The 22,813-nt window shown below is 72.9% G+C and carries 19 protein-coding genes; 4 read left to right on the top strand and 15 right to left on the bottom strand.

Annotated features, from left to right (window positions below; genetic code table 11):
- Positions 1-105: 105 nt before the first annotated feature.
- The 3 genes from V3N99_12990 to V3N99_12980 form a co-directional block, all read right to left on the bottom strand.
- Positions 106-2,145 carry an ATP-binding protein gene (locus tag V3N99_12990; protein MEO3937658.1) on the bottom strand — a complete coding sequence of 680 codons (2,040 nt, stop codon included), beginning with the start codon at positions 2,143-2,145 and terminating at the stop codon, positions 106-108.
- 142 nt (positions 2,146-2,287) lie between these two features.
- Positions 2,288-3,934, bottom strand: a complete 1,647-nt coding sequence (locus V3N99_12985; protein MEO3937657.1) for an AMP-binding protein — start codon at positions 3,932-3,934, stop codon at positions 2,288-2,290.
- Between the two features lie 5 nt (positions 3,935-3,939).
- The gene (locus V3N99_12980; GenBank protein MEO3937656.1) at positions 3,940-4,917 is read right to left on the bottom strand and encodes a cyclase family protein; all 978 of its coding nucleotides are present in this window, start codon (positions 4,915-4,917) and stop codon (positions 3,940-3,942) included.
- Positions 4,918-5,147: 230 nt separating this feature from the next.
- Here V3N99_12980 and V3N99_12975 point away from each other — a divergent pair, with 230 nt between their 5' ends.
- The gene (locus V3N99_12975) at positions 5,148-6,077 is read left to right on the top strand and encodes a TetR family transcriptional regulator (protein MEO3937655.1); all 930 of its coding nucleotides are present in this window, start codon (positions 5,148-5,150) and stop codon (positions 6,075-6,077) included.
- 39 nt (positions 6,078-6,116) lie between these two features.
- Here V3N99_12975 and argS read toward each other — a convergent pair whose 3' ends face one another.
- The 3 genes from argS to V3N99_12960 form a co-directional block, all read right to left on the bottom strand.
- A complete protein-coding gene (argS, locus tag V3N99_12970) occupies positions 6,117-7,859 on the bottom strand; it encodes an arginine--tRNA ligase (GenBank protein ID MEO3937654.1) in 1,743 nt (580 codons plus the stop codon).
- Positions 7,860-8,019: 160 nt separating this feature from the next.
- Entirely contained in the window at positions 8,020-9,657 is a 1,638-nt protein-coding gene (locus V3N99_12965; GenBank protein MEO3937653.1) for an AMP-binding protein, read from the bottom strand.
- Positions 9,658-9,765: 108 nt separating this feature from the next.
- Complete coding sequence (locus V3N99_12960) at positions 9,766-10,461, bottom strand: nucleoside/nucleotide kinase family protein (GenBank protein MEO3937652.1); 696 nt, start codon at positions 10,459-10,461, stop codon at positions 9,766-9,768.
- Positions 10,462-10,539: 78 nt separating this feature from the next.
- On the opposite strand from V3N99_12960, the gene V3N99_12955 reads away from it, so the two are divergent.
- Complete coding sequence (locus V3N99_12955; GenBank protein ID MEO3937651.1) at positions 10,540-11,151, top strand: 4'-phosphopantetheinyl transferase superfamily protein; 612 nt, start codon at positions 10,540-10,542, stop codon at positions 11,149-11,151.
- Between the two features lie 110 nt (positions 11,152-11,261).
- On the opposite strand, the gene V3N99_12950 is transcribed toward V3N99_12955, so the two are convergent.
- From V3N99_12950 to V3N99_12940, 3 genes are all read right to left on the bottom strand, one after another.
- Complete coding sequence (locus V3N99_12950) at positions 11,262-11,903, bottom strand: hypothetical protein (protein MEO3937650.1); 642 nt, start codon at positions 11,901-11,903, stop codon at positions 11,262-11,264.
- 173 nt (positions 11,904-12,076) lie between these two features.
- The gene (locus V3N99_12945) at positions 12,077-12,721 is read right to left on the bottom strand and encodes a hypothetical protein (protein ID MEO3937649.1); all 645 of its coding nucleotides are present in this window, start codon (positions 12,719-12,721) and stop codon (positions 12,077-12,079) included.
- 197 nt (positions 12,722-12,918) lie between these two features.
- Complete coding sequence (locus V3N99_12940) at positions 12,919-15,141, bottom strand: MMPL family transporter (protein ID MEO3937648.1); 2,223 nt, start codon at positions 15,139-15,141, stop codon at positions 12,919-12,921.
- A gap of 201 nt (positions 15,142-15,342) precedes the next feature.
- On the opposite strand from V3N99_12940, the gene V3N99_12935 reads away from it, so the two are divergent.
- Complete coding sequence (locus tag V3N99_12935; protein ID MEO3937647.1) at positions 15,343-15,708, top strand: MarR family transcriptional regulator; 366 nt, start codon at positions 15,343-15,345, stop codon at positions 15,706-15,708.
- A gap of 179 nt (positions 15,709-15,887) precedes the next feature.
- On the opposite strand, the gene V3N99_12930 is transcribed toward V3N99_12935, so the two are convergent.
- Positions 15,888-16,772 carry a Rieske 2Fe-2S domain-containing protein gene (locus tag V3N99_12930; GenBank protein MEO3937646.1) on the bottom strand — a complete coding sequence of 295 codons (885 nt, stop codon included), beginning with the start codon at positions 16,770-16,772 and terminating at the stop codon, positions 15,888-15,890.
- Positions 16,772-17,806, bottom strand: coding sequence for an aldo/keto reductase (locus V3N99_12925; protein ID MEO3937645.1), 1,035 nt, complete (start codon positions 17,804-17,806; stop codon positions 16,772-16,774). The genes V3N99_12930 and V3N99_12925 overlap by 1 nt, the downstream gene beginning before the upstream one ends.
- A 123-nt stretch (positions 17,807-17,929) precedes the next feature.
- Between V3N99_12925 and V3N99_12920 the strand changes: the two genes are divergently transcribed.
- Positions 17,930-19,126: a geranylgeranyl reductase family protein gene (locus V3N99_12920; GenBank protein ID MEO3937644.1), complete on the top strand. Its 1,197-nt coding sequence runs from the start codon at positions 17,930-17,932 to the stop codon at positions 19,124-19,126.
- A 20-nt stretch (positions 19,127-19,146) separates the two neighbouring features.
- On the opposite strand, the gene V3N99_12915 is transcribed toward V3N99_12920, so the two are convergent.
- The 4 genes from V3N99_12915 to V3N99_12900 are packed head-to-tail and all read right to left on the bottom strand — an operon-like array spanning position 19,147 to position 22,793.
- Positions 19,147-19,938, bottom strand: coding sequence for a DeoR/GlpR family DNA-binding transcription regulator (locus V3N99_12915; GenBank protein ID MEO3937643.1), 792 nt, complete (start codon positions 19,936-19,938; stop codon positions 19,147-19,149).
- Positions 19,935-20,957: an alcohol dehydrogenase catalytic domain-containing protein gene (locus V3N99_12910; GenBank protein MEO3937642.1), complete on the bottom strand. Its 1,023-nt coding sequence runs from the start codon at positions 20,955-20,957 to the stop codon at positions 19,935-19,937. The genes V3N99_12915 and V3N99_12910 overlap by 4 nt, the downstream gene beginning before the upstream one ends.
- A 10-nt stretch (positions 20,958-20,967) precedes the next feature.
- Positions 20,968-21,945: a PfkB family carbohydrate kinase gene (locus V3N99_12905; GenBank protein MEO3937641.1), complete on the bottom strand. Its 978-nt coding sequence runs from the start codon at positions 21,943-21,945 to the stop codon at positions 20,968-20,970.
- A complete protein-coding gene (locus tag V3N99_12900) occupies positions 21,942-22,793 on the bottom strand; it encodes a class II fructose-bisphosphate aldolase (protein MEO3937640.1) in 852 nt (283 codons plus the stop codon). Before V3N99_12900 ends, V3N99_12905 begins: the two co-directional genes overlap by 4 nt.
- Positions 22,794-22,813 lie beyond the last annotated feature (20 nt).

Genomic DNA, 22,813 nt, shown 5'->3' with positions numbered 1-22,813 from the left:
CGGGACTCCTTCGACGTCGGACCCAGGTCCTCCGGGCCGTGGGCTCGACTCTGGGCCGCGGCGCTGGGGGTCGGCTGTGGGGCCGCTGTCGGCTCCCCGTCGGAGTCAGTCCGGCAGGGGGAAGGTGAGAACCACGGTGGTGCCGACGGCCACGGCGCTCTCCACCGTCAGCTGACCGCCGGCGTCCTCGGCCCGGGCGCGCATCGACACCATGCCGAGGTGGCCCTTGCGTGGGCCGATGTCGGCGCTGCCCACGCCGTCGTCCACGACGCTCAGCACGGTCTGGGTGGGCTCGACCTGCACCTGCACGACCACCTGCACCGCGTTCGCGTGCTGTCGCGCGTTGACCAGCGCCTCGCGCAGGATCAGCAGGGCTGCCTGCTGCTGCTCAGCCGTCAGCGGCAACGCCTCGGGGCCTGTACACGTCACCACCGTCTGGGTGCCGCGGAAGGTGCCATCGGCCACCTCACCCAGGGCGGCGACCAGCCCGTCCTCGAAGTCCTGGGGCGAGAGCGCGACGATCAGCAGCCGCAACCGCTCCATCGCGGTCTCGAGGATCGTGCCGATGCGCGCCGTCTCGTCGTGCGTGGGCTGTCGAGCCGGCCCGCCCTCGGCGGCGGCCTCCTTGTCGAGACGTCGGCCCAGGGCCATGACCCGCAGCCTCGCCGCGGCAATGAGCTGGATCGGCTCGTCGTGCACCGCCTCCGCCAGCAGCCGGCGCTCGCGCGACTCCGTCGCCGAGAGACGCTCCACCAGCCCGCGACGCTGGCTGCGGGCGTCGTCGAGCAGGAGGCTCTCGACCCGGCGCCGTTCGCGCTCGTAGATCTCTGACACCACGGCCCGGTCGGAGATGATGGCCGCGCCCGCACGGTCCGCGAGGATCTGGGCCAGGTCGATGTCGGCTTCCACGAAGGGCTCGCTGCCGTCCGTGCGGAGAATGGCCAGGAGGCCCACCACCCGCGCACGGTCGCAGACCGGGAGGATGACGAGGTGCCTCAGACCGGCGAACGGCGGCCGGCCCTCCTCGGCCTCGAACGCCTGCCTCCAGTCGGGGACGTCGTTGCTGTTCCAGGCTCGGCCGGTCTCGATGACCCGCTGCCGGAGGGGCCCCATCGGGCCTGGCACTCCGGTCGCCGAGCCGAACCACCGGGCCATGGTCTCCTTGGTCGCCCCGTCCTGGTGGCTGACGGCGGAGCGCACGAGACCTGAGCCGTCGGCCGAGAGCTCGGCCAGGCTGGTGCCGCCTCCCAGCGCGACCGCCGCCAGGTCGCTCACGGTCTCGATGATGTCGCCGATCGAGAGGTGCGCGGAGGTGAGCACGGCGCTGAAGTCGCGCACCATCGTCAGCCGGTCGGCGTGCACCCGCTGACGGGCCCGCTCGATCTCGGCCGCGGCCCTCGATGCGGCGGTCACGTCGATCTGGGTCGAGACGACCCGCAGGAGCTGACCCTCCTGGCCGATGACCACGTCGATCGTGCACTGGATGCGCCGTTCAGAGCCGGGCCGCACGTCGGCCCCGGGCCTGCTCCGGACCCGGTAGGTGACGGTCGCTCGCCCGCCGTCGACCCGCAGCAGGCGCCAGCTCGCGACGAGCCCCTCTCGGTCCTCGGGCAGCACGGCCTGCTCGATCAGCTCCGCGGCCTCGACCGTCGGGTCGTCGAGCCCCAGCAGGTCCATGGTGCACTGGTCGTGGTGCCACCCCGAGCGCACGTCGTAGGTCGAGACGCCCATGACGTTGAGGGCGGCGGCGTGCTCCAGCTGGGCCTCCTTGGCCCGCATCGCCGACAGGTCGGTCGACCGCGCCACGGCACCGATGACCGTCTCGCCGACCCCACGCAGGGGCCGGATCTCGACCCGGAAGAGTCGCCCGCTCACCTGGTCGACGAACTCGAGGTCGGCGTCCCGTCCCGCCACCGCCGACCCGTAGGCCTCGAGCAGGGCCGTAGGGGCGCTTGGTCCGAGGATGTCGGTCAGCTGCTGGCCCCGCAGCGCGTCCCCGTCCATCCCGGCTGCGGCCAGATCGGGCCCGCTGGCCGACACCATGCGCAGGCCGAGGTCGACCACGAAGGTGGCGCCACCCGACATGTCCTGCGCCAGCCGCAGCGACCGGAGCTCCTGCCCGAGACCACCGTCGCTGTCGGTCACTCGCTCACCCTCCCGAAACGTCCCGGCCCCGGCAAGAGCACGATAGTGGGAACCGGCACCCACCGCGCCAGAATAGCCCGAATTAGCCAGAGTGTGCCTGCTGTGCCTCACCAGCAGGCAACGCGGCCCCGGCCCGCGTGCATCAGCCGCGCAGCTCGCGGCGCAGGATCTTGCCGGTGACGGTCTTCGGCAGCTCGTCGACCACGACGACCTGCCGCGGGTACTTGTAGGCCGCCATCCGCTCCTTGCAGTGCGCGATGAGCTCGTCGGGCTCGGCGTGGGTGCCCGCCTTCAGGCTGACGAAGGCCTTCACCGTCTCGCCCCGCTTCTCGTCCGGCACCCCCACGACGGCCGCCTCCCGCACCGCGGGGTGCTCGGCCAGCACGTCCTCCACCTCGCGCGGCCACACCTTGTAGCCAGAGGCGTTGATCATGTCCTTCTTGCGGTCGACGATGAAGACCCAGCCGGCCTCGTTCATGAAGCCCACGTCACCGCTGCGCAGGGCTCCGCCCGGCAGGTTGGCCGCCGTCTCGTCGGGCTTGCCCCAGTAGCCGGCAACGACCTGCGGGCCGTCGGCGACGATCTCGCCTACCTCGCCGAGAGGCAGGTCGCCCCCCTGCTCGTCCTGGATCCGCACGATCGTGCTGGGGGCCGGCGCACCGACCGAGAGAGCGCCCGACGTCGGGTCGACCGGGGAGTCGGCGCCGAAGGGCGTCAAGGTCATCGGGCTGGTGGTCTCGGTGAGGCCGTAGGCGTTGTGCACCTGCTGCCCGGTGGCGACCCGGAAGGCCTTCTCTGCCGTCGGCGAGATCGCGGCGCCACCGGAGTAGACGGACGTGAACGACGAGAAGGCGTCGCGACTGAAGTCGGGTGACGCCAGCAGCGCGTTGAAGGCCGTGATGGCCCCGATCGTGACGGTCGGACGGTGCTCGACGAGTGCATCGAGCACGACCCCCGCCTCGAAGCGGTAGGCCAGCACGAGGGTCAGCGGCGACAGGAAGCTCACGGCGACGTGACCGATCAGGCCGGTGATGTGGAAGAGCGGCGCGATGCCGAAGACCGAGCCCCCCGAGGCGAACCGGGCGCAGTCGCGGTAGACCATCGCGGTGAAGACGACGTTGCCGTGGGTGTTCATCGCCCCCTTGGGCACGCCGGTGGTGCCGGACGTGTAGGTCAGGAAGGCGACGTCGTCGGCGGCGAGCGAGACCGGTGGGGGTGACTGCCCGGCATACCGGCTGATGACCTCGGAGAGGTCGCTCGTGCCGTCGTGCCGCGTGCGGCCCAGACCGGCGAAGAGGCGCGGGTCGTGGCGGGTCTGGTGCTCGAGCTCACTGGTGGTGAGCACGAGGGTGACGGCGGTGTCGGGCACGACCTCGCGCGCCACCTCGTCGTAGAGCGTCTCGAGCGAGACGAGCACCGTAGCTCCGGAGTCCTTGAGCAGGTAGGACAGCTCGCGCACCCGGCTCATGGGGTTGATCGAGACCATCACACCGCCGGCCTTCCACGTGGCCAGCAGGCAGACGACGAACTGGGGCACGTTCTGCAGGTAGACCGCCAGCCGGTCGCCGCGCTGGAAGCCGTGGTCGAGCAGGGCCACGGCGAGCGCGTCGCTCTGCTCTGCGAGCTCGGCCCGGCTCAGCGCCCCGTCGAAGTAGCGGATGGCGACCCCGTCGGGCTCGGCCGCCAGCCCGGCCTCGAACATCGACAGGGCGTCGACGAACTCCGGCGTGAGCTCGGCCGGCCCGCCGGCGTAGAGGGGCAGCCAGGGGCGCTCGTCGTAGACGCTCACGGCCCCTACTTGATCGCGAGGGGGTTGACCGGCGAGCCGCTGCCGAGAGCCACCTTGAGCGGCGCTGCGGCGTAGAAGAACTCGTAGACACCGTCGGCCGCGCAGTCGTCGGCGAGCAGCTCGAGGTCGGCGATCTCGGTGAGGGTCACGCCGAGGTTGCGCATCAGGGCGTTGTGCAGCACCAGGGCGACGCCGTTGTTGGGGTCGGTCGTCACCTCGTTGGCGATGGTGTCGGTGACGAGGTTGGGGATCTCCATGTCGGCGAACCACTGCACGAGCTCGGGGCTGTAGACCAGACCGGGCTCACAGAAGCCCTCGTAGAACGCGTCGCCGAGCTCGAAGAAGAGCTGGAGGAAGTTGGTGCGGATGACGATGATGTCGCGCTTGCGCAGCTCGACGCCCTGGGCCGCGGCGCAGGCGAGCAGGTCATCGTGCGTGTAGGTCTCGGCCGAGTCGAGGTTCGGCTTGCCGCGGAAGCGCGCCATGTCGAGCAGCACGGCCCGCCCGACGACGCCGCGCTGGGCGATCGGCTCGATGCTCGCCTTCTGCAGGCCGCCGATGGTCGTGCGCGCGTCGTAGCCGTTCCAGAGCTGCCCGTCGTACCAGACGTGCCCGAGGGCGTCGTACTGGGTGGAGCCCTGCAGGAAGGCGTTGATCTTGTCGTCGGCGTAGTGCAGGCCGCCGGGGTAGGCCGGGCCGCCGCCGCCGTCCCACGTCGACTCGTCGAGGATCTGCGTGCGCTCGGCGGGGGTGCGCCCCGGCCAGACCGGGTCACCCTTGGGGTCGCCGATGAGACGCTGGAGGGTGAAGACCTTTCCCGAGCGGATCAGCGAGGCCGCGGCGAGCACCTGCTCGGTGCCGAGGTAGTTCAGGCCACCGACCTCGTCGTCGGCTCCCCACTTGCCCCAGTTCTTCGGGGAGTCCTTGAGCAGGTCGCCCAGGGGCGGGACGACGGGGGTCGCGGGGGTCGCGGAATCAGACATGGGATCCTCCTGGGCCGGTGGGCAGCGTCGTTGCAGCAGACGTGGCCGACCGAGCGATTGCTCGGCATTGGATGTCGTCGGCCAGCCTGTCCAGCCAGAAGTGCTGTGTCAAGAGGTGTGTTCACCGACGGTCTCACCACATGGGATTCAGCATTGCTGAAAGGAGCACGACGTGCGGCGAGACACCGCTTCACGTGGCCGGGGCTCGGCGGCCCCGCTAGCGTGCCGTCATGACCTCGGCTGCGGCACCGACCCCGCCGCCTGCCGCGCCCATCGGTCACCGTGCCGCGCTGGGGGCGAGCATCCGTCGCGTGCGCCAGGGCCGCGGCCAGACCCTGCGCGACCTGGCCCTCCTCGTGGGCGTGAGCCCGGCAACCCTCAGCGGCATCGAGACCGGCAAGACCGGCGTCTCGAGCGAGCGGCTCACCCGGGTGGCGCGGGCGCTCGACGTGCCGGTGGAGCGGCTGCTCGCGCCCCATGGCGCGGCCGGTCACGGACCCGCCGTGCGCCGGTCGACGGAGACGACAGCTGACGTGGCGTTTCCCACCCCGGTCGACTGGCGCGCCTTCCCCCCGCTGAGCCTCGACGCCGCGCTGACGGGGGCGCTCTCCTCCTTCCTGGAGTTCGGCTACCACGGCGCGTCGATGCGCACCATCGCCGAGCGCGCCGGACTGTCGGTGCCCGGCCTCTACCACCACTACCCCAGCAAGCAGGAGATGCTGGTCGCGCTGCTCGACCTGACGATGCACGACCTGCGCGTCCGCACCGAGGCGGCCAGGGCCCAGGGACGCGATGCGGTCGAGCGCTTCGCGCTCGTCGTCGAGTGCCTCGCCCTCTTCCACACCCACCGCCGCGAGCTGGGCTTCGTCGGCGCCTCCGAGATGCGCAGCCTCGAGCCGGGCGAGCGGGCCCGCGTCACCGCCCTGCGGGTGCAGGAGCAGCGCGTCGTCGACGACGCCGTCGAGGACGGCGTGCGCGAGGGAGCCTTCACCACCCCTGTGCCGCACGAGGCGGCCCGCGCCGTCGTGACGCTGTGCACCGCTCTGCCCCAGTGGTTCCGCCCCGACGGGTCGGCGAGCGCCGAGCAGGTCGCCCAGGACTACGTCGCCTTCGCCCTCGATCTGGTGCGCTGTGACCCACCCTCCCACCGGGAGACGTAGGGCGACGCTGGTGCCGGGCGCGGGCCCGCTGGCGGGCCGTCACATCTGCGCGGGCGAACGCACCCCGAGCAGCTCCAGGCCCGCCACCATCACCCGGAGCGTGAGGGCGCACAGGGCCAACCGCGACTCGCGCAGCTGCGTCGTCGGCGCCTTGAGCACCGGGCACTCCTCGTAGAAGGAGGAGTAGGTCGAGGCCAGGTCGAAGAGGTAGGCGCACAGCCGGTGGGGCTCGAGCTCGTCTCCGACGGCGGCGACGACGTCACCGAACCTCAGCAGCGCCACGGCCAGCGCGCGCTCCCCCGGCTCGGTGACGACGACCGCGCGCTCGACGCCCTCGACCTCGACCCCGGCGGCGCGGAAGATCGAGCGCACGCGGGTCACGGCGTACTGCAGGTAGGGCCCGGTATTGCCGGTGAGGGCGAGCATCCGCTCGAGGTCGAAGACGTAGTCGCTGTCGTGGGCGACCGACAGGTCGGCATACTTCACCGCGCCGATGCCGACCTGCGGGGCGATGTCGTCCCGGGTCGCGTCGTCGAGGTCGGGACGCCGCTCGTCGAGCACCGCGTGCGCGTTGGCCACCGCGTCGTCGAGCAGGGCCATCAGGCGCATCGAGTCACCCGAGCGGGTCTTGAGGATCTTGTGGTCGGCGCCCAGCACGCTGCCGATCCGCACGTGCACGACCTCGACGTCGACGGGCAGCCACCCCGCCTTGCGGGCGGTGTCCCAGACCATCGACAGATGCAGCGCCTGGGTCGCCCCGATGACGTAAAGCACCCGGTCGGCGTGCAGGTCGCGCACCCGGTGCCGGATGGTCGCCAGGTCGGTCGTGCCGTAGCCGTAGCCCCCGTCGGACTTGCGGATGATGAGCGGCACGGGCTTGTCCTCGCGACCGGTGTAGCCGTCGAGGAAGACGCACAGGGCCCCGTCGGAGACCGTGGCGATCCCCGCCGCCTCGAGCTCGTCGCAGATCTGCGCCAGCTCGTCGTTGTAGGACGACTCCCCCGCCAGGTCGGCGTCGGTGAGCGTGACGTCGAGGGTGGAGTAGATCCGGTTGAAGTACTGCTTCGACAGGTCGACCAGCCGGTGCCAGATCACGAGCGTGTCGGCGTCACCGGACTGGAGGGCCACGACCCGCGACCGGGCGCGCGTGGCGAAGGGCTCGCCGGCGTCGAACTTCGTCCGGGCGCCCTGGTAGAAGGCGTTGGGGTCGCTTTGCAGCAGGGCGGCCTCGGCCGAGTCGTCACCGACGTCGAGCAGGTGCTCGATGAGCATGCCGAAGGGCGTGCCCCAGTCACCGATGTGGTTCTGCCGGATCACGGTGTGGCCCAGGTGCGTCAGGGTGCGCGCCAGTGCGTCCCCGACGATCGTGGTGCGCAGGTGGCCGACGTGCATCTCCTTGGCGACGTTGGGCGCGGAGTAGTCGATCGGCACGACCTGACGCTCCTGCAGCGGCACCCCGAGACGGTCGTCAGCGCCGAGGTCTGTGGCCCTGGAGGCGATCCAGCTGTCGGCGAGGGTGAGGTTGACGAAGCCCGGGCCACTGATCTGCACGCCGCTGCAGGTGCCGTCCACGTCGAGGTCGGCCAGGGCGGCGACGATCCTGGCCGCGACCTCGCGCGGCGGCAGGCCCAGCCGTTTAGCCAGCGCGAGCGGGGCGTTGCACTGCAGGTCGGCGAACTGACTCGGCCGCAGCACCGGGTCCACGCCGCGCAGGTCCTCGCCGAAGGCTGCGGCGATGGCCGAGGTGAGCAGGGGAGTGAGCGCAGCGGAGGGCGAGACCATGGGCACCAGCCTAGGGTCCGGTGTCACCCGCAATATCCGGGCCCGCCCGCCAGAGCGCGACGTCCGACCCCCCGCCGGAGACGGACCGGGACCGCCGCTCGTGGTCTGGCCCACCTGTGGCAGGACACCGGGTCCTCGCAGGTCGACCGCGCCCCTGATCTCAGGGAGCGGGTGCCAGCCCGAGGTCAGCGACGGTCTTCTCCCTCATCTCGACCTTGCGTACCTTGCCGGTCACGGTCATCGGGAAGTCGTCGACGATCCGCACGTAGCGCGGGATCTTGTAGTGCGCCAGCTTGCCGGTGGCGAAGGCGCGCACCGACTCCGCCGTCACGGGCTCGGCGCCCTCACGCATCCGCACCCAGGCGCACAGCTCCTCGCCGTATCTCTCGTCGGGCACCCCGATGACCTGGGCGTCGAGGATGTCGGGGTGGGTGTAGAGGAACTCCTCGATCTCACGCGGGTAGACGTTCTCACCACCGCGGATGACCATGTCCTTGATGCGGCCGGTGATCTGCACGTATCCCGACTCGTCCATCACCGCGATGTCACCGGTGTGCATCCAGCCGTCCCGCAGCACCTCGGCGGTCTTGGCCGGCTCCTCCCAGTAGCCGATCATGACCGAGTAGCCCCTCGTGGCCAGCTCGCCGGCGCTCCCCCGGGGCAGCACCTCGCCGCTCACGGGGTCGACGACCTTGATCTGCAGGTGCGGCCCCACCCGACCGACGGTGCCGACCTTGCGCTCGAAGGAGTCGTCGACCCGGGTCTGGGTGGAGACCGGTGAGGTCTCGGTCATGCCGTAGCAGATCGAGACCTCGTCGATGCCGGCCGCGATGACCTTCTTCATCATCTCGGCCGGGCACGGCGACCCGGCCATGATGCCGGTGCGCAGGCTGCTCAGGTCGTACGTCGCGAAGTCCGGCAGGGCCCACTCGGCGATGAACATCGTGGGCACTCCGTACAGCGAGGTGCAGCGCTCGTCCTGGACGGCGCGGAGCGTCGCAGCCGGGTCGAAGCCGGGCGCGGGGATGACCATCGCCGCCCCGTGGGTGGTGCAGGCGAGGTTGCCCATCACCATGCCGAAGCAGTGGTAGAACGGCACGGGTATGCAGACCCGGTCGGCCTCGGTGTAGCGGCAGAGCTCGCCGACGAACCAGCCGTTGTTGAGGATGTTGGTGTGGCTGAGGGTCGCGCCCTTGGGGAAGCCGGTGGTGCCGGAGGTGTACTGGATGTTGATGGCGTCGCCCGGACGGAGCCCACCCTGGATCTCGGCGAGTCGCTCTGGTGTGACGTCAGCAGCCTTGTCCAGCAGGGCATCCCACGAGTCGGTGCCCATCAGGACGACCGACTCGAGGGTCTCCACGTCGGGCTGGATCTCGGCCAGCATCGCGGCGTAGTCGCTGGTCTTGAAGGCGGGAGCAGCGACGACCATCGTGATGCCGGCCTGGGTGAGCACGTACTTCAGCTCGTGGGTGCGGTACGACGGGTTGATGTTGACCAGGATCGCGCCCATCTTGGCTGTGGCGTACTGCACCATCACCCACTCGAAACGGTTCGGCGCCCAGATGCCCACCCGGTCACCCGGGCCGAGCCCGGCCCCGACGAAGGCCCGAGCCAGCCGCTCGACCTCGGCGCCCAGCTCGGCGTAGGTCCACCGCCTCGCCTGCGCCACGTCGACGAGCGCCTCGCGGTCGCCGAAGCGGGCCACCGTCGCGTCGAAGCTGTCGCCGATGGTCACCTCGAGGAGCGGGAGGTCGGTCTCGCCGGCCGTCTGGGACAGGGCGGTGGTGGGATCGGACATCGATGGCCTTCCGGAGGGGAGCGACGTGCTGACCGCAGTCCACTACGGCCGGTGCCGTCACCGCAAGAGGCGGGGACGGCAGGCACCGGCCCTGCCACGCAGCGCCGACTACCCCAGGGTCACGACGAGGTCGGCGGCGTCCCTGGTCGCCACCACCCGCCGGGCGTTGGCCTGGTCGGGCCCGAGGGCCCACGCCCGGGCCTCGTCGGCCTCCTTGCCGAAGGCGACGTGCCGCTCGACGAGGCGCCGCAGCCGCTCGTCCTCGTCGAGGTCGACGTACCAGACCTGATCCATCGCCCCCCGGACCGCACGCCAGGCCGGGTCGTCGAGCAGGAGGTAGTTGCCCTCGGTGACGACCAGGCGCACCGACGGCTCGACGACGACGGCTGCGGCGATCGGCTGCTCCAGGTCGCGCTCGAAGCCCGGGGCGTAGACGGGTCGCCCGGCGCCGCTGCGCACCCGCTGGAGCACCGCGAGGTAGCCGTCGACGTCGAAGGTCTCCGGAGCCCCCTTGCGGTCGGCGAGACCGAGACGGGCCAGCTGCACGTCGGCCAGGTGGAAGCCGTCCATCGGCAGGTGGGAGACGACGAGGGGAGGTCGGGCGGGGCCACCGGCCACGAGTGCCGCCACGAGGGCCTCGGCGAGCGTGGTCTTGCCCGCGCCGGGGGAGCCGGTGACCCCGAGGACGACGGGCCGCTGGCCCTGCGCGTCGTCCACCAGCTCGGCAGCCCGGTCGAGCAGCGGAGCCAGCACGGCCTCGGCGAGCGGGGAGGTCGGCGGCGTCGGGACACCAGGTGACGGCATACCGACATTGTGGCCCCCGTCGGGATGTTGCAGAGCCACGAAGAGCGTGCGCGCCCGAGATGATGGTCCAATGGTGTCGTGGTGGACCTGACGGTCTGGTGGGCCCGCACGGGTGACGCCGACCCTGCTCGAGAGCTGCTCGTGCGCGCCGTGGCCCGGCACCTCGAGGTGGCTCCGCTGCGGGTGCGCATCGACTCGCTGTGCCCCGTCTGCGGGTCGTCGGACCACGGGCGCCCCGTGCTCGCCGAGCCGGCGGGCACCCGGCTGCACCTCAGCCTCAGCCGCGCACCCGGGCTCGCAGCGGTCGCCCTGACCGAGGCCGGACCGGTCGGTGTCGACCTCGAGGAGGTCGCCCGCACGGCCTTCGCCGGCTTCGCCGCGGTGGCCCTCCACCCCGCCGAGCACGCCGGGACGCAGCAGGACCGTGGCTGCGTCTGGACCCGCAAGGAGGCCTTCCTCAAGGCCGTCGGCACGGGGCTCGAGCTCAACCCCCGCACGATCCGCGTGAGCGAGCCCGGGCGCCGCCCGGCCGTGCTCGAGGCCCCCGAGGGGCTGACCGACTCACCCTCGTGGCTCGAGGACCTCCCCCTCCCCCCCGGATATGCCGGGGCGACGGCGGTGCTGGCCGCCGCCCGACCGCGACTGCGGTTACGCCGCATCGAGACCGTCGCGAGCGGCCCCCGCCGCTGATCTGCTGTCCGAAGCGGCCCGCCGGGGTGGACCCACGCGTAGGGTCCGTCGCGGGAGATGACGCGCGCGACGGCGGCAGGGTGCCATCACCGGTCGGGCGCCGTCGGCGGTCACCCCCAGGCGTCGGTGGCGGTCTCGACGCGCCCTCGCCGTTGCAGGTAGGCGTGCCACAGCAGCCGGGCCGCGCTGGCCCGCAACGGTTTCCACCGCTCTCCGATGAGCTCGAGATCGCTGGGGCCGGGCACCGCGTCGAGGTGCAGGGCCTCCCCGACCGCCACCTGCAGCGCACGGTCGCCGACCGGCCACACATCGGGCCGCCCGAGGCTGGCGAGCAGGTAGGAGTCGGCGGTCCACCGCCCGATGCCGGGCAGTGCGGTGAGGCGGCGGTGGGCCGTCTCGTCGTCGCAGTCCGACAGCGCGCCGAGGTCGAGCGCTCCCGTCACGACGGCGTCGGCCAGGGCCCGCAGGTAGCGGTCCTTCTGGCGCGAGACGCCGTCCTCGCGCAGCTGCGCCGAGGTGGTGCCCAGGACGCCCTCCGGCGTCATGGCCCCGATCCGCTCGCGGACCCGGCGGAACGCGGCCGCGCCCGACGCCAGCGACACCTGCTGCTCGAGCACCAGCAGCACCAGCGCGGCGAAGCCGGGGGGCCGGGCCCACACCGCCGGTATGCCGTGGACCCGCACGAGCGCGGCGAGGTCGGGGTCGCGCCCGACCAGGTCTCGCGCAGAGCGCTCGAACTCGGCCTGGTCCACCCGACGACGCTACCCCGCCGAGGCGGGATCCGATCTGGTCGCCTCGGCCTGGCGACAGACCGTCAATCCGGGGTGGCCTGGGCCATGGCCCGCCCGACCTCCACCGGCTGGTTCGTTTCGCGCGTCGGCAACCCGACAGGATGCTGGGCGTGCCCCCAGCTGAGCCCGGAGCCCTACGCGTGTCGCGTCACGCCACGCCGGCGGTGCGGGGTCTGCCCCTCGGACGGGCCAGCACCCACCGGGACGCCGGCCCCGGCGGCGTCGTCGTGCCCGGAGGGGTGAGCGTCCAGCGGCTCCTCGAGGGTCCCGTCGATGATGGCGTCGAGGTGGTCGAGGTCGAGGGGGGACGGGGTGAAGAGCTGCATCCAGGCCGGTCGGCGTGCCCGTCCCGCCGTCGCGAGGTTGGCAGCGTCGTCCGCCAGCGGGTCGAGGTGCTCCCACACGAGCGTGCCGACCACCGCGGCGAGCACGCCCGCCACCACTGCCCCGAGCACCACCGCGCGCTGGTGGACCTCCAGGTCCCCGCGGGCCAGGGCACCGACGGCGACCGCGGCCAGCAGCCCGCCGCCCAGCCGGCGGCGCAGGGGGACGAGGAGCGCGGCGGCGACGGCGGCATACGCCGTGAGGTCGAGGGGCAGGCGACCTGCGAGGGAGGCGAGCCCCACGGTGACGCCGACGGCGACGGCCGCACGGTAGGTGAGGGCGGAGCGCTCGGCGCGGCTCAGGGTCAGCCAGGTCAGGGCGACGACGACCAGCGCGACCACCGGCAGGGCGACAGCGCTGATCTGCAGGACCGCGGCGGAGGGGTGAGTGGTCACGCCCCCAGCATCACCCGGTCACCTGAGGGGCGACTGAGACGCCGGTGGGTGATCTCGGGTCAGAGCCGGCCGGCCGCCTGTGACCGGGTGACGAAGTCGACCGCCAGGCGTCGAACCACTGGCCCGAGGTCGGGCCGCCCTGGCACGGCCCGTCGGACTCTCCCGGGCTCTTGACCCAGAGGTCCCGAATCGCCCGCCTACGGATGGTGCGGTCTGGCACCACCGTCATCGGCAGTCTGAGCCGGTCGGCCCGGCCACCAGGTCCACCGCCCGAGGTCGACGGCCAGAGCGGGCACGAGCAGCGAGCGCACGACCAGGGTGTCGAGCAGGACGCCGAAGGCGACGATGAAGGCGATCTGGGCCAGGAAGAGCAGCGGGAGCACCGCGAGCGCGCCGAACGTCGCGGCCAGCACGATGCCGGCACTGGTGATCACCCCGCCGGTGACGGCGAGGGCGGTGAGCACCCCCCGCCTCGGGCCCTGTGTGGCGGTCTCCTCACGGGCCCTGGTCATCAGGAAGATCGAGTAGTCGACGCCCAGGGCCACCAGGAAGACGAAGCCGTAGAGCACCGTCGTCGGGTCCCCTCCGGGGAAGTGGAAGACGTGGTTGAAGACGATCGCCGAGATCCCCATGGTCGCCCCGAAGGACAGGATGTTGGCCAGGACGAGCAGCACGGGCGCGACGAGCGAGCGCAGCAGCAGCATGAGCACGACGAAGACCACGGCGATGATGGTCGGGATGACGACCTTGAGGTCGCGGTCGGCAGCGGTGCGCACGTCGAGGGTCTGGGCGGTCTCGCCGCCCACCAGCACGTCGGGGCTGACCCGCTGCAGGTCGGACCGCACGCGCCGCACGGTGTCGACCGCAGCCGGTGAGTCGGCCGCGTCGGCGAGCGTCGCCTGCACGAGCACCTTGCCCGCCACGACCTTGGCGGGCGCGCCGGGGGCCTGCCCGGCATACGGGTTGGAGACACCGGCCTCCGTGCCCAGGGCGGCGACCACAGCGTCGACGACCGCCGACGGGGCGATCACGAGCACCGGCGAGCCGGACCCGGCGTCGAAGTGGCGGGCGAGCACCTCCTGGCCCTTGACCGCGTCGACCTTGGTGAGGAAGGTGTCGGACTGCGAGATGCCGTCGCTCTTGAGGGTGGGCAGGAACGCCGCCGCCGCGAGCAGCACCAGCGCCGTGACGACCCAGGTGGCGCGGGGGCGGGCACCGACGAAGCGCGCGATGCGACCCCAGCCCCGACCGGCGTCGAGCGAGTCGGAGCGGTGGGCATGGTCGACCCGCGGGATGGCCGGCCAGAAGATCCAGCGGCGCCCCAGCAGGAGCAGGGCGGGCAGCAGGGTGAGAGCGGCGATGAGGGCGCCGAGGATGCCGAGGGCACCCACGGGCCCCAGGCCTGAGGTGCCCTTGAGCTCGGCGAGGGTGAGCGACAGGAGGCCGAGCACCACGGTGGCGGCGCTGGCCGCGATCGGCTCGACCGTGGCCCGCCAGGCGGTGCGCAGGGCGACCCACGTCGACTCCTGGTCGTGCAGCTCCTCCTTGTAGCGCGCCACCAGCAGCAGCGAGTAGTCGGTGGCCGCGCCGACCACGAGGATCGACAGGATGCCCTGGCTCTGGCCGGTGACGGTGATGTGGCCGGCCTCGGCGAGCTTGTAGACCACGAGACCCGCGGCCGAGAGGCCGAAACCGGCCGTGAGCAGCACGGCGAACGGCAGCACCGGGCTGCGGTAGACCACGAGCAGGATCACGAGCACGACGCCGAGGGCGACGAGCAGCAGGATGCCGTCGATGCCGGCGAAGGCCGAGACGAGGTCACCGATGAACCCCGCCGGGCCGGTCACGTAGGCCGTGTAGCCCTGCTTCTGCAGGCCCGTCTCGACGGCGGCCTTGACCGCCGTCGTGATGACCGTCAACGGGGTGGCGTCGCCGATCTTCTCCGCCGTCTTGGTCGTCGACAGGGGGAGCACGACCAGGAAGGCCGTGCCGTCCTTGCTCGGCACCGCGGCCACCTGCGGGGCGACGAGGTAGTCGCCGACCGTGGCGGAGGTGCCGGCGAGGTCGAGGGGCAGCCTCGGGAGCGTCGCAGCGAAGGCCTGGGCCGCGGTCAGGTCGGCCGGGGTGAGGGCGGCGCCTCGCTCGGCGACGACGATCAGGGGCAGGGTGCCCTGGTCGGAGAAGGCCCTGGCCGCCTCGTCGACCTTGGTCGACTCCGCGTCCGGCGGCAGGAACGAGGCGTTGTCGTTCTTCTGCACCGACGACAGCTGGCCGATCGACTGCCCGCCCACGCCGCCGACCGCGAGCCAGGCGAGCAGGACGACCACAGCCCCCAGGACGACTCGGGGACCGATGCGCGGGCGCGGAGGGCGGGCCGCGGGGTCGCTGCGGGTGGCGTTGTCGGTGCGGCGGGCGGCCACGAGAGGTCCTCTCCGGGTGGGATCATCGGCGGGGAGCTACGATGAGTCAACACCTTGGTTAACAGATACGTAAGTTGGTGACCTATTTCTAGCACGCAACCCGGCGCCAAGCGACCTCCGGGCGTCGCCGACGTCATCCCGGGCTGGCGTCCGAGCGAGACCCTGCGCACCCTGCAGACGCTCATCGACGTCGCCGGGTCGGTGCCGGCCGCCGTCGCCCGCCGGGCCGACCTCAGCACCTCCGAGCTGCACGCCCTGCGCCACCTGTCGGTGGAGCCGATGGGCCCCGCCGAGCTGGCGCACCGGCTCGGCGTCACCACGGCCGCGGCCTCGGGCGTGGTCGACCGGCTCGTGGGGCACGGCCACGTCGAGCGGCACCCGCACGCCCACGACGGTCGCCGCACGGAGGTCCACCTCACCGACGGGGGCCGGGCCGAGGTCATCGCGAGGATGGCCCCGATGTTCCAGGCCCTGGCGACCCTCGACCGGGACCTCGGCGACGACGACCGCGTGGCCGTTGACCGCTACCTGGCTGGGGCGATCGCCGCGATCCGCACCCTGCTCTGACCCTCCGGGGCTACTGGATCCCCGTGCGGGCGAACCCCTGCACGAAGTAGCGCTGGAAGACGAGGAAGAGCCCGACCATCGGCGCGACGGTCAGCAACGCGAAGGCCATCGTGGCGCCGTAGTCGGAGCCGAACTGGCCCTGCAGGTAGAGCAGACCGATGGGCAGGGTGAAGAGCTCGTCAGCGGGTGGGGTTGAGCCGCAGGGCCCGCTCCTCGGCCCGACGCACCTCGACGCGACCCGCGACCACCCGCACCTCGAAGGTCGAGGCAGGTCGGGTGGCCGGACCCTGCGCGACACTGCCGTCGTCGAGCGAGAACCTCGCGGCGTGCCACGGGCAGACCACGCAACCGTCCTGGATCTGGCCGTCGTGCAGCGGCGCGCCTCGATGCGTGCAGCGGTCACCGATGGCGACGATGCCCTGCGGACGCCGCACCAACAGCACCGGTGTGCTCTCGACGGTCACGGCGATCCCCTTGTCGGCACTCACGTCGGCCTCCGCGCACGCGTCGGTCCAGTCGGTCGGTGGCTTGAGGAAGGCGGTCGTGTCGACGCCGACCCCCATGGCGAAGGACAGGTGCCCACCGAGCCAGCCCGCACCCCCCATCACGGCGAGACCCGCGACCGACAGCGACCGGCGCACGGCTGGGCGGCCGGCGAGCAGCGACGCGCCGACCAGACCCAGCCCGATCGCGTTGCCCGCCGCGTGCACGAGGCCGACGCGGCGCTCGGCCCCGTTGGTCTCGTTCCAGTCGCTCCAGCCGGTGAGTACGGCCGGGAGCGCGCCGACGACACCGGTGGTCGCGAGCAGCCGGACGGCCTGCTCGTCGCCGCTGAGCAGGTCGAGCAGCGTGGCGCTGCCGATCGCCCCGAGCGGCAGCGTCACGGCGGCCGGGTGGGCCGGGTGACCGAGGGCGGTGCCCGAGAGCAGGTCCTTGACCGGGCCACGGGGGATCTTGCTGGTGACGCGCTTGACCGCGTCAGCGGGCGCGTCGAGCGCCGAGGCGCCCTCCACCGCGTCCGTGAGGCGCTCGAGGGCGCGGGTCAGGCCGGTGAGGAGCGCCATCAGCGACCCCCCTCGATCCGGCGCGAGCGCTGGTCGGTCCCGGGGCCGCCGTAGGGGTAGTCGGCCGCCCCCGGGTCGCTCACCGTGTCGAGGCGCGTGGTCTCCTCCGGCGTGAGGTGCAGATCGGCGGCGCCGAGGTTGTCCTTCAGCTGCTCGAGGGTGCGGGCGCCGAGGATGACCGAGGTGACCGACGGACGGTCGACCAACCACGCGAGAGCGACCTGGGCCATCGTGACGTGGCGCGCGTCGGCGACGGCGCGTACGGCGTCGACGACGTCCCAGGTGCGCTCGACCTTCCCGCGGCGGTCGTAGGCCTCCACCCCGCGCTCAGGGTCTTCCCCCAGTCGCGTTGCCCCCGTGGGCCGCTCGTCGCGGGTGTACTTCCCGGTGAGCCACCCGCCGCCGAGCGGCGACCACGGGAGCAGACCGAGGCCGTTGGCCAGGGCCGCCGGCACGATCTCCCACTCGATCTCGCGGACGAGGAGGTTGTACTGCGGCTGCAGGGTCACGGGCGGAGCCAGGTGGCGGTGCTCGGCGAGGTCGACGGCTCGCTGCAGCTGCCACCCCGTGAAGTTCGACAGCCCCACGTAGCCGATCTTGCCGGCCCGCACGGCGTCGTCGAGGGTGGACAGGGTCTCCTCGAGCGGCGTCAGCGGGTCGTAGGAGTGCACCTGGTACAGGTCGATGTGCTCGACCCCGAGCCGCGCCAGCGATGCGTCGATGGCGCGGGTGAGGTGGCGGCGCGAGAGACCCACGTCGTTGGGCCCGCCCCCCGTGGGGAAGCGTCCCTTGCTGGCCAGGACGACCCGGTCGGTCACCGACGATGGCCGGCTGCCGAGCCAGCTCCCGATGATCTGCTCGCTCTGGCCCCCGGTGTAGACGTCGGCCGTGTCGACCAGCGTGCCCCCGGACTCGACGAAGGCGTCCAGCTGCGAGTGGGCCCCCGCCTCGTCGGTCTCCTGACCGAACGTCATCGTGCCCAGCGTCAGGGTGGAGACGGCTGCGCCGCTCCTCCCCAGGGTCCGGTACTCCATGTGAGCTCCTCGTGCGTCGTCCGGCGGTGCCGCCGCGGTGCGGGCGCACACCCGTGCGTATGCATCTTCGTACCCCTCAAGGCGCCCGCGACACCTGCCCCACCTCGCGGTTAGTGTCGGGCGGTGAGCTCCTCGCGACCCGAGTGGGACGTCGTCGTGGTCGGCGCCGGCCCGGCCGGGGCCAGTGCCGCCCTCTCGGTGCTGCGTCGGGCGCCCGACACCAGGGTGCTGCTGCTCGACCGCGACGACTTCCCGCGCGACAAGTGCTGTGGTGACGGGATCGCCGCCCAGGCGGTCGACGTGCTGGGCCAGCTGGGCGCGGGCGACGTCGTCGACGACTGGTCGCCAGTGCAGGGCCTGCACCTCGCCACCGGGCGCCGCGAGGTGCGGGGCCAGATGGCGCGCCCCGCCTGGGTAGTGCCCCGGGCCGTGCTCGACGCCCGCATCGTCGCGCACGCCGTCGCCGCGGGGGCCGTGCTCGATCGCCACCGGGTGCGCTCCGTGCGGGTCGACCACCGCACCGACGGTGCGGTGGTCGTCGACGGCTCGGTCCGGGCGCAGGTCGTGATCGGGGCGGACGGCGCCCGCTCGGTCGTGCGCGGCGCCGTCGGTTCCCCGCCACGCGGCCAGACGGCGCTCGCGATCCGCGGCTACGCCCCGACGCTGCCGGCCCACCGCGGCCGGCAGGTGATCCGGTGGGGCACCAGACCACAGCCGTCGTACGCCTGGGCCTTCGACCGCGGCGACGGCTTCTCCAACATCGGCTACGGCGAGCTGGCGCACGCCCCGGGGCTCACCCGCCGGCTGCTGCTCGACGAGCTGGACCGGCTGCTCCCGGGCGTCGCCGCGGGCGCCGGGTCGTGGCGGGCCCACCATCTCCCGCTCTCGGGTCGGGGCTGGGGCCCGGAGCAGCCCGACGGTCCGACGCTGCTCGTCGGTGACGCCGCCGGACTGGTCAATCCCCTGACCGGAGAAGGGATCTACTACGCCGTCGCGACCGGGTCGCTGGCCGGGGCGGCCGCGGTGCAGGCGCTCGCCGCCGGCCGGCCCACCTCCGCCGGAGGCCGGCACCGCGCCGCGGTCCGGCGACTGCTCGACCGGCACCTACGGCACACGTGGGCGGCGAGCCGGCTCGCAGGGGTCGCCGGTGTCGTCGACGCGGGGCTCCTGGCATCGGGACATGACCAGGGCGTCTTCGACGACCTCGTCGAGGTGGGGCTGGGCGACGGTCTGCTCACCCCGAGGCTGGTCGGTGGGCTGGTCGGTGGCCTGGCCCGGGGGCTGGTGCGAGACCGCACCGGCAGGCCGACCTTGACCTGACCTAGCCCGACCGGGCCGACCTAGACCCTGAGGACCTCGACGCCCAGCCGCTCGATCTCCCTGGCCTGCTTGGGGGTCGTTCCGGTGTCGGTGACGAGCACGTCGATCGCGCCCACCTCGGCATACGTGAAGACCGAGACCCGACCGAGCTTGGTGTGGTCGGCGAGAAGCACCGTGCGGGCGGCGGTGCGCAGCATCGCGGCCTTCACCGCAGCCTCCGACGCGTCGGGCGTCGACAGGCCGTGCTCGACCGAGAGGGCATTGGTTCCCAGGAAAGCGACGTCGACCCGCACCTCCGACAGGGAGCGCAGCGCCCAGTGGTCCACCTCGGCGAGGGTGGTGGCGCGCACCCGGCCGCCCAGTGTGTGCACCGTGATCCGCGGCCGACCCAGGAGCGCCAGGGCGATCGGAAGCGCGTTGGTGATGACTGTGAGCGTCGCGGTGGGGGGCAGCTGCTCGACGAGGGCCGCGGTGGTCGAGCCCGCGTCGACGAGGATGGCGCCCTCCGTCGGGACGAGGGTGGCGGCGGCCACGGCGATGCGTCGCTTCTGCGCCGCCTCGCTCGTGCGCGCGGTGACGGCCGGCTCGAAGGACATCGGCTCGACGGGCAGCGCCCCACCGTGCACCCGCCGCAGCAGCCCGCGGCCCTCCAGGTGGAGCAGGTCCTTGCGCACGGTCTCGTGGGTCACGCCGAGGTCGCGGGCGACCTCCAGGGCGCGCAGCTGCCCGTCACCACGCAGCCGCCGCAGGATCGCCTCGTGGCGCTGGGTGGCGTGCTGCAGGTCGGTCCCCGAGCCCTGTCGGGGGGTCATAGTCGGACGAGCACCTTGACCTGGTCGCCGCTGGTCGACGCGGCGAAGGCCTCAGCGACCTGCTCGAGGGGGAAGGTGGCGGTGACGATGTCGTCACTGCGCACGGCCCCCGAGAGCAGCATCTCGATGCTCGCGGCGTAGTCCTCCGGCAGATAGGTCGCGGCACCCTGCACCCGCACCTGCTCGTCCTGCACCACCGGCAGGTCGAGGGTGACCGGCTCGGACGGGACCCCGACGATCACGACCGTGCCGGCCTTGCGGGCCAGGTCGACGGCCTGGTCGACGGTCGACTGGATCGCCACGCAGTCGAAGACCACGTCGGCGCTCTCACCGAGGGCCGACCGCACCTGGGCGACGACGTCGGGCGCAGCCGCGTCGACGACGACGTCGGCGCCGAGTCGCAGGGCCCGCTCGCGCTTGCTCTCGAGCACGTCGGAGACGACCACCCGGGCGGCGCCCTGGCTGCGCACGACGGCGAGCACCAGCAGCCCGATCGTCCCGGCGCCGAGGATGGCCACCGTCCGGCCCGCCACCGGCCCGGCGAGACGCACCGCGTGGACGGGGGTCGACAGCGGCTCGACGAGGCTGGCGGTGACGTCGTCCATCTCGTCGGGGATGCGATGCAGACGGTTTGCGGGCACGGTGAAAAGCTGCGCCATCCCGCCCTGGGCGTAGCCGCAGCCAAAGAACGTGAGTCGCTCGCAGAGGTTCTGCCGGCCGGCGAGGCACTGCTTGCACTGCCAGCAGGGCAGGGTCGGCTCGACCGTCACCCGGTCGCCGACGGCGACCTCGGTGACGTCCTCGCCCAGCTCCTCGACGACCCCGACGACCTCGTGACCCGGGGCGTAGGGGAGGGCGATGTGCGGGTGACGGCCGTGCTGCGCGTGGGTGTCGGAGCCGCAGACGCCCGACAGGACCGACCGCACGAGGGCTTCCCCGAGCAGGGGGCGCGGCGCCTCGACCGTGGTCAGGGTGACCTCGTGCTCGGCGGTGACGATGACACGGGTGATGGATGACATGGCTGACCTTTCAGGGGACGGTGAGGGGCACGACGCTGATGCCGTCGACGCCGAGCCGGCCGGGGTGCGGGTCGACGGTGGTCGGGGCGAGGCAGGCCGACCGGCCCCAGGCGACGGCGCGCGCCAGCCGGTCGCGCGGCGTCGGCGCGTCGACCAGCCACCCCGCGAGCAGCGCGTCACCGGCACCTGCGGTGTTGACCGGGGTCAGCACCGGGCCCCACCCGTGCAGCACCTGGCGCCCGTCGGTCCAGAGTGCGCCGTCACGACCGAGGCTGACGAGCAGCTCGGCGCCGCTGGGGCGCGCCAGGTCGCGGGCGATCTGCCCCAGCACGGACGCCGGCTGCGACCGTGTCCCGAGCCCCCCCTCGGGGACGAGGTCGCCGAGCTCGATCTGGTTGGGCGCCAACAGGTCTGCGCCGGCCTCGAGTGCTGCCGCGAGGGCGGGGCCAGACGCGTCGACCGCGACCCGAGCGCCGTGTCGGTGCCCCAGCGCGACGAGATCCGCCACGGCAGAGGGCTCCATACCGGGCGGGAGCGAGCCGCAGACGGCGAGCCAGAGCCCGGGGGCCTCGGCGAGCTGGAGGGCCGCCTCGGTGGCAGCGAGGAGGTCGGCCAGCTCCTGCGCCGACAACGCTGCCCCGGGGCCGTTGAGCTTGAGGGTCTCGCCCCCGGGGCGCAGCGCGGTCGTGTTGACCCGGGTCTCCCCCCGCTGCGCGACGGTGCGGCACGAGACGCCGGCGGCGTCGAGCAGCTCGCGCAGGTGACGGCCGGTGCCGCCCGCGACCGGGAGGACGGCGCACGTGGCGACCGCGACGCCGGCGAGCGCGCGCGAGACGTTGACGCCCTTGCCGCTGGCCTCGAGAGTCGTCGAGCTGGCCCGGTGCACCTCGGTGTCGTCGGTGTCGTGGGTGCCGTGGGTGCCGTGGGTGCGGGGCGGCAGGATGTAGGTGAGGTCGAGCCCCGGGTTGGCGGTGACGGTGACGATCACGGCCGGCCGCCCGCCGGGCCGACCACCGCGAGCAGCGCCGTCACCGTGTCGGCGACGGCCGAGCGCGCCGGCCCGAGGTAGCGGCGGGGGTCGGTGAGCGTCGGCTCCGACGCCAGCCGCTCGCGCACGGCAGCGGTGAAGGCGACGTTGAGGATCGTGCCGATGTTGACCTTGACGATGCCCGCCACCACGGCCGCGGCCAAGGTGGCGTCGGGCACCCCCGACGACCCGTGCAGCACCAGCGGTGGCCCGATGCGCCCGGCCAGGGCCGCGACCAGGTCGAGGTCGAGACCGGCGGTGCGGTCGACCATCGCGTGCGAGCTGCCCACGGCGACCGCCAGGCCGTCGACCCCGGTGGCGGCGACGAAGTCGGCCGCGTCGTCAGGGTCGGTGCGCACCCCCGGCGCGTGGGCGCCGTCCTTGCCCCCGATCTCGCCGAGCTCGGCCTCGATCCACAGGCCGTGATCGTGCGCCCAGGCCGCAGCCTCGCGGGTGGCCGCGACGTTGGAGGCGTAGTCGAGGCGAGAGGCGTCCACCATGACCGAGCTGGCCCCGGCGACGGCCGCCTGGCGCAGCAGGTCGAGGTCCTGGACGTGGTCGAGGTGCAGCGAGAGGGGTGCCGCCGACTCCTCGGCCAGCGCGCAGAGGGCCGCGGCCAGCGGACGGACCCGCCCTCCGTGGTAGCGCACGGCGTTCTCGCTGACCTGGAGGATCACGCCAGCACCAGCCGTGTCGGCGCCCTCGGCGATCGCCTCGGCGTGCTCGAGGGTGATCACGTTGAACGCGGCGACGCCGTGGTGCCCGGCGCGCGCTCGCTCGACGAGGGAGGCGGTGGTGACCAGCGGCATACGAGGGAACCTTCCGGGGA

This window comes from Dermatophilaceae bacterium Soc4.6 (assembly GCA_039889245.1).
Classification (GTDB): Bacteria; Actinomycetota; Actinomycetes; order Actinomycetales; family Dermatophilaceae; genus Lapillicoccus.
Note: the sequence above shows the minus strand (reverse complement) of the source record. Positions and strands in the feature narration are given on the sequence as shown.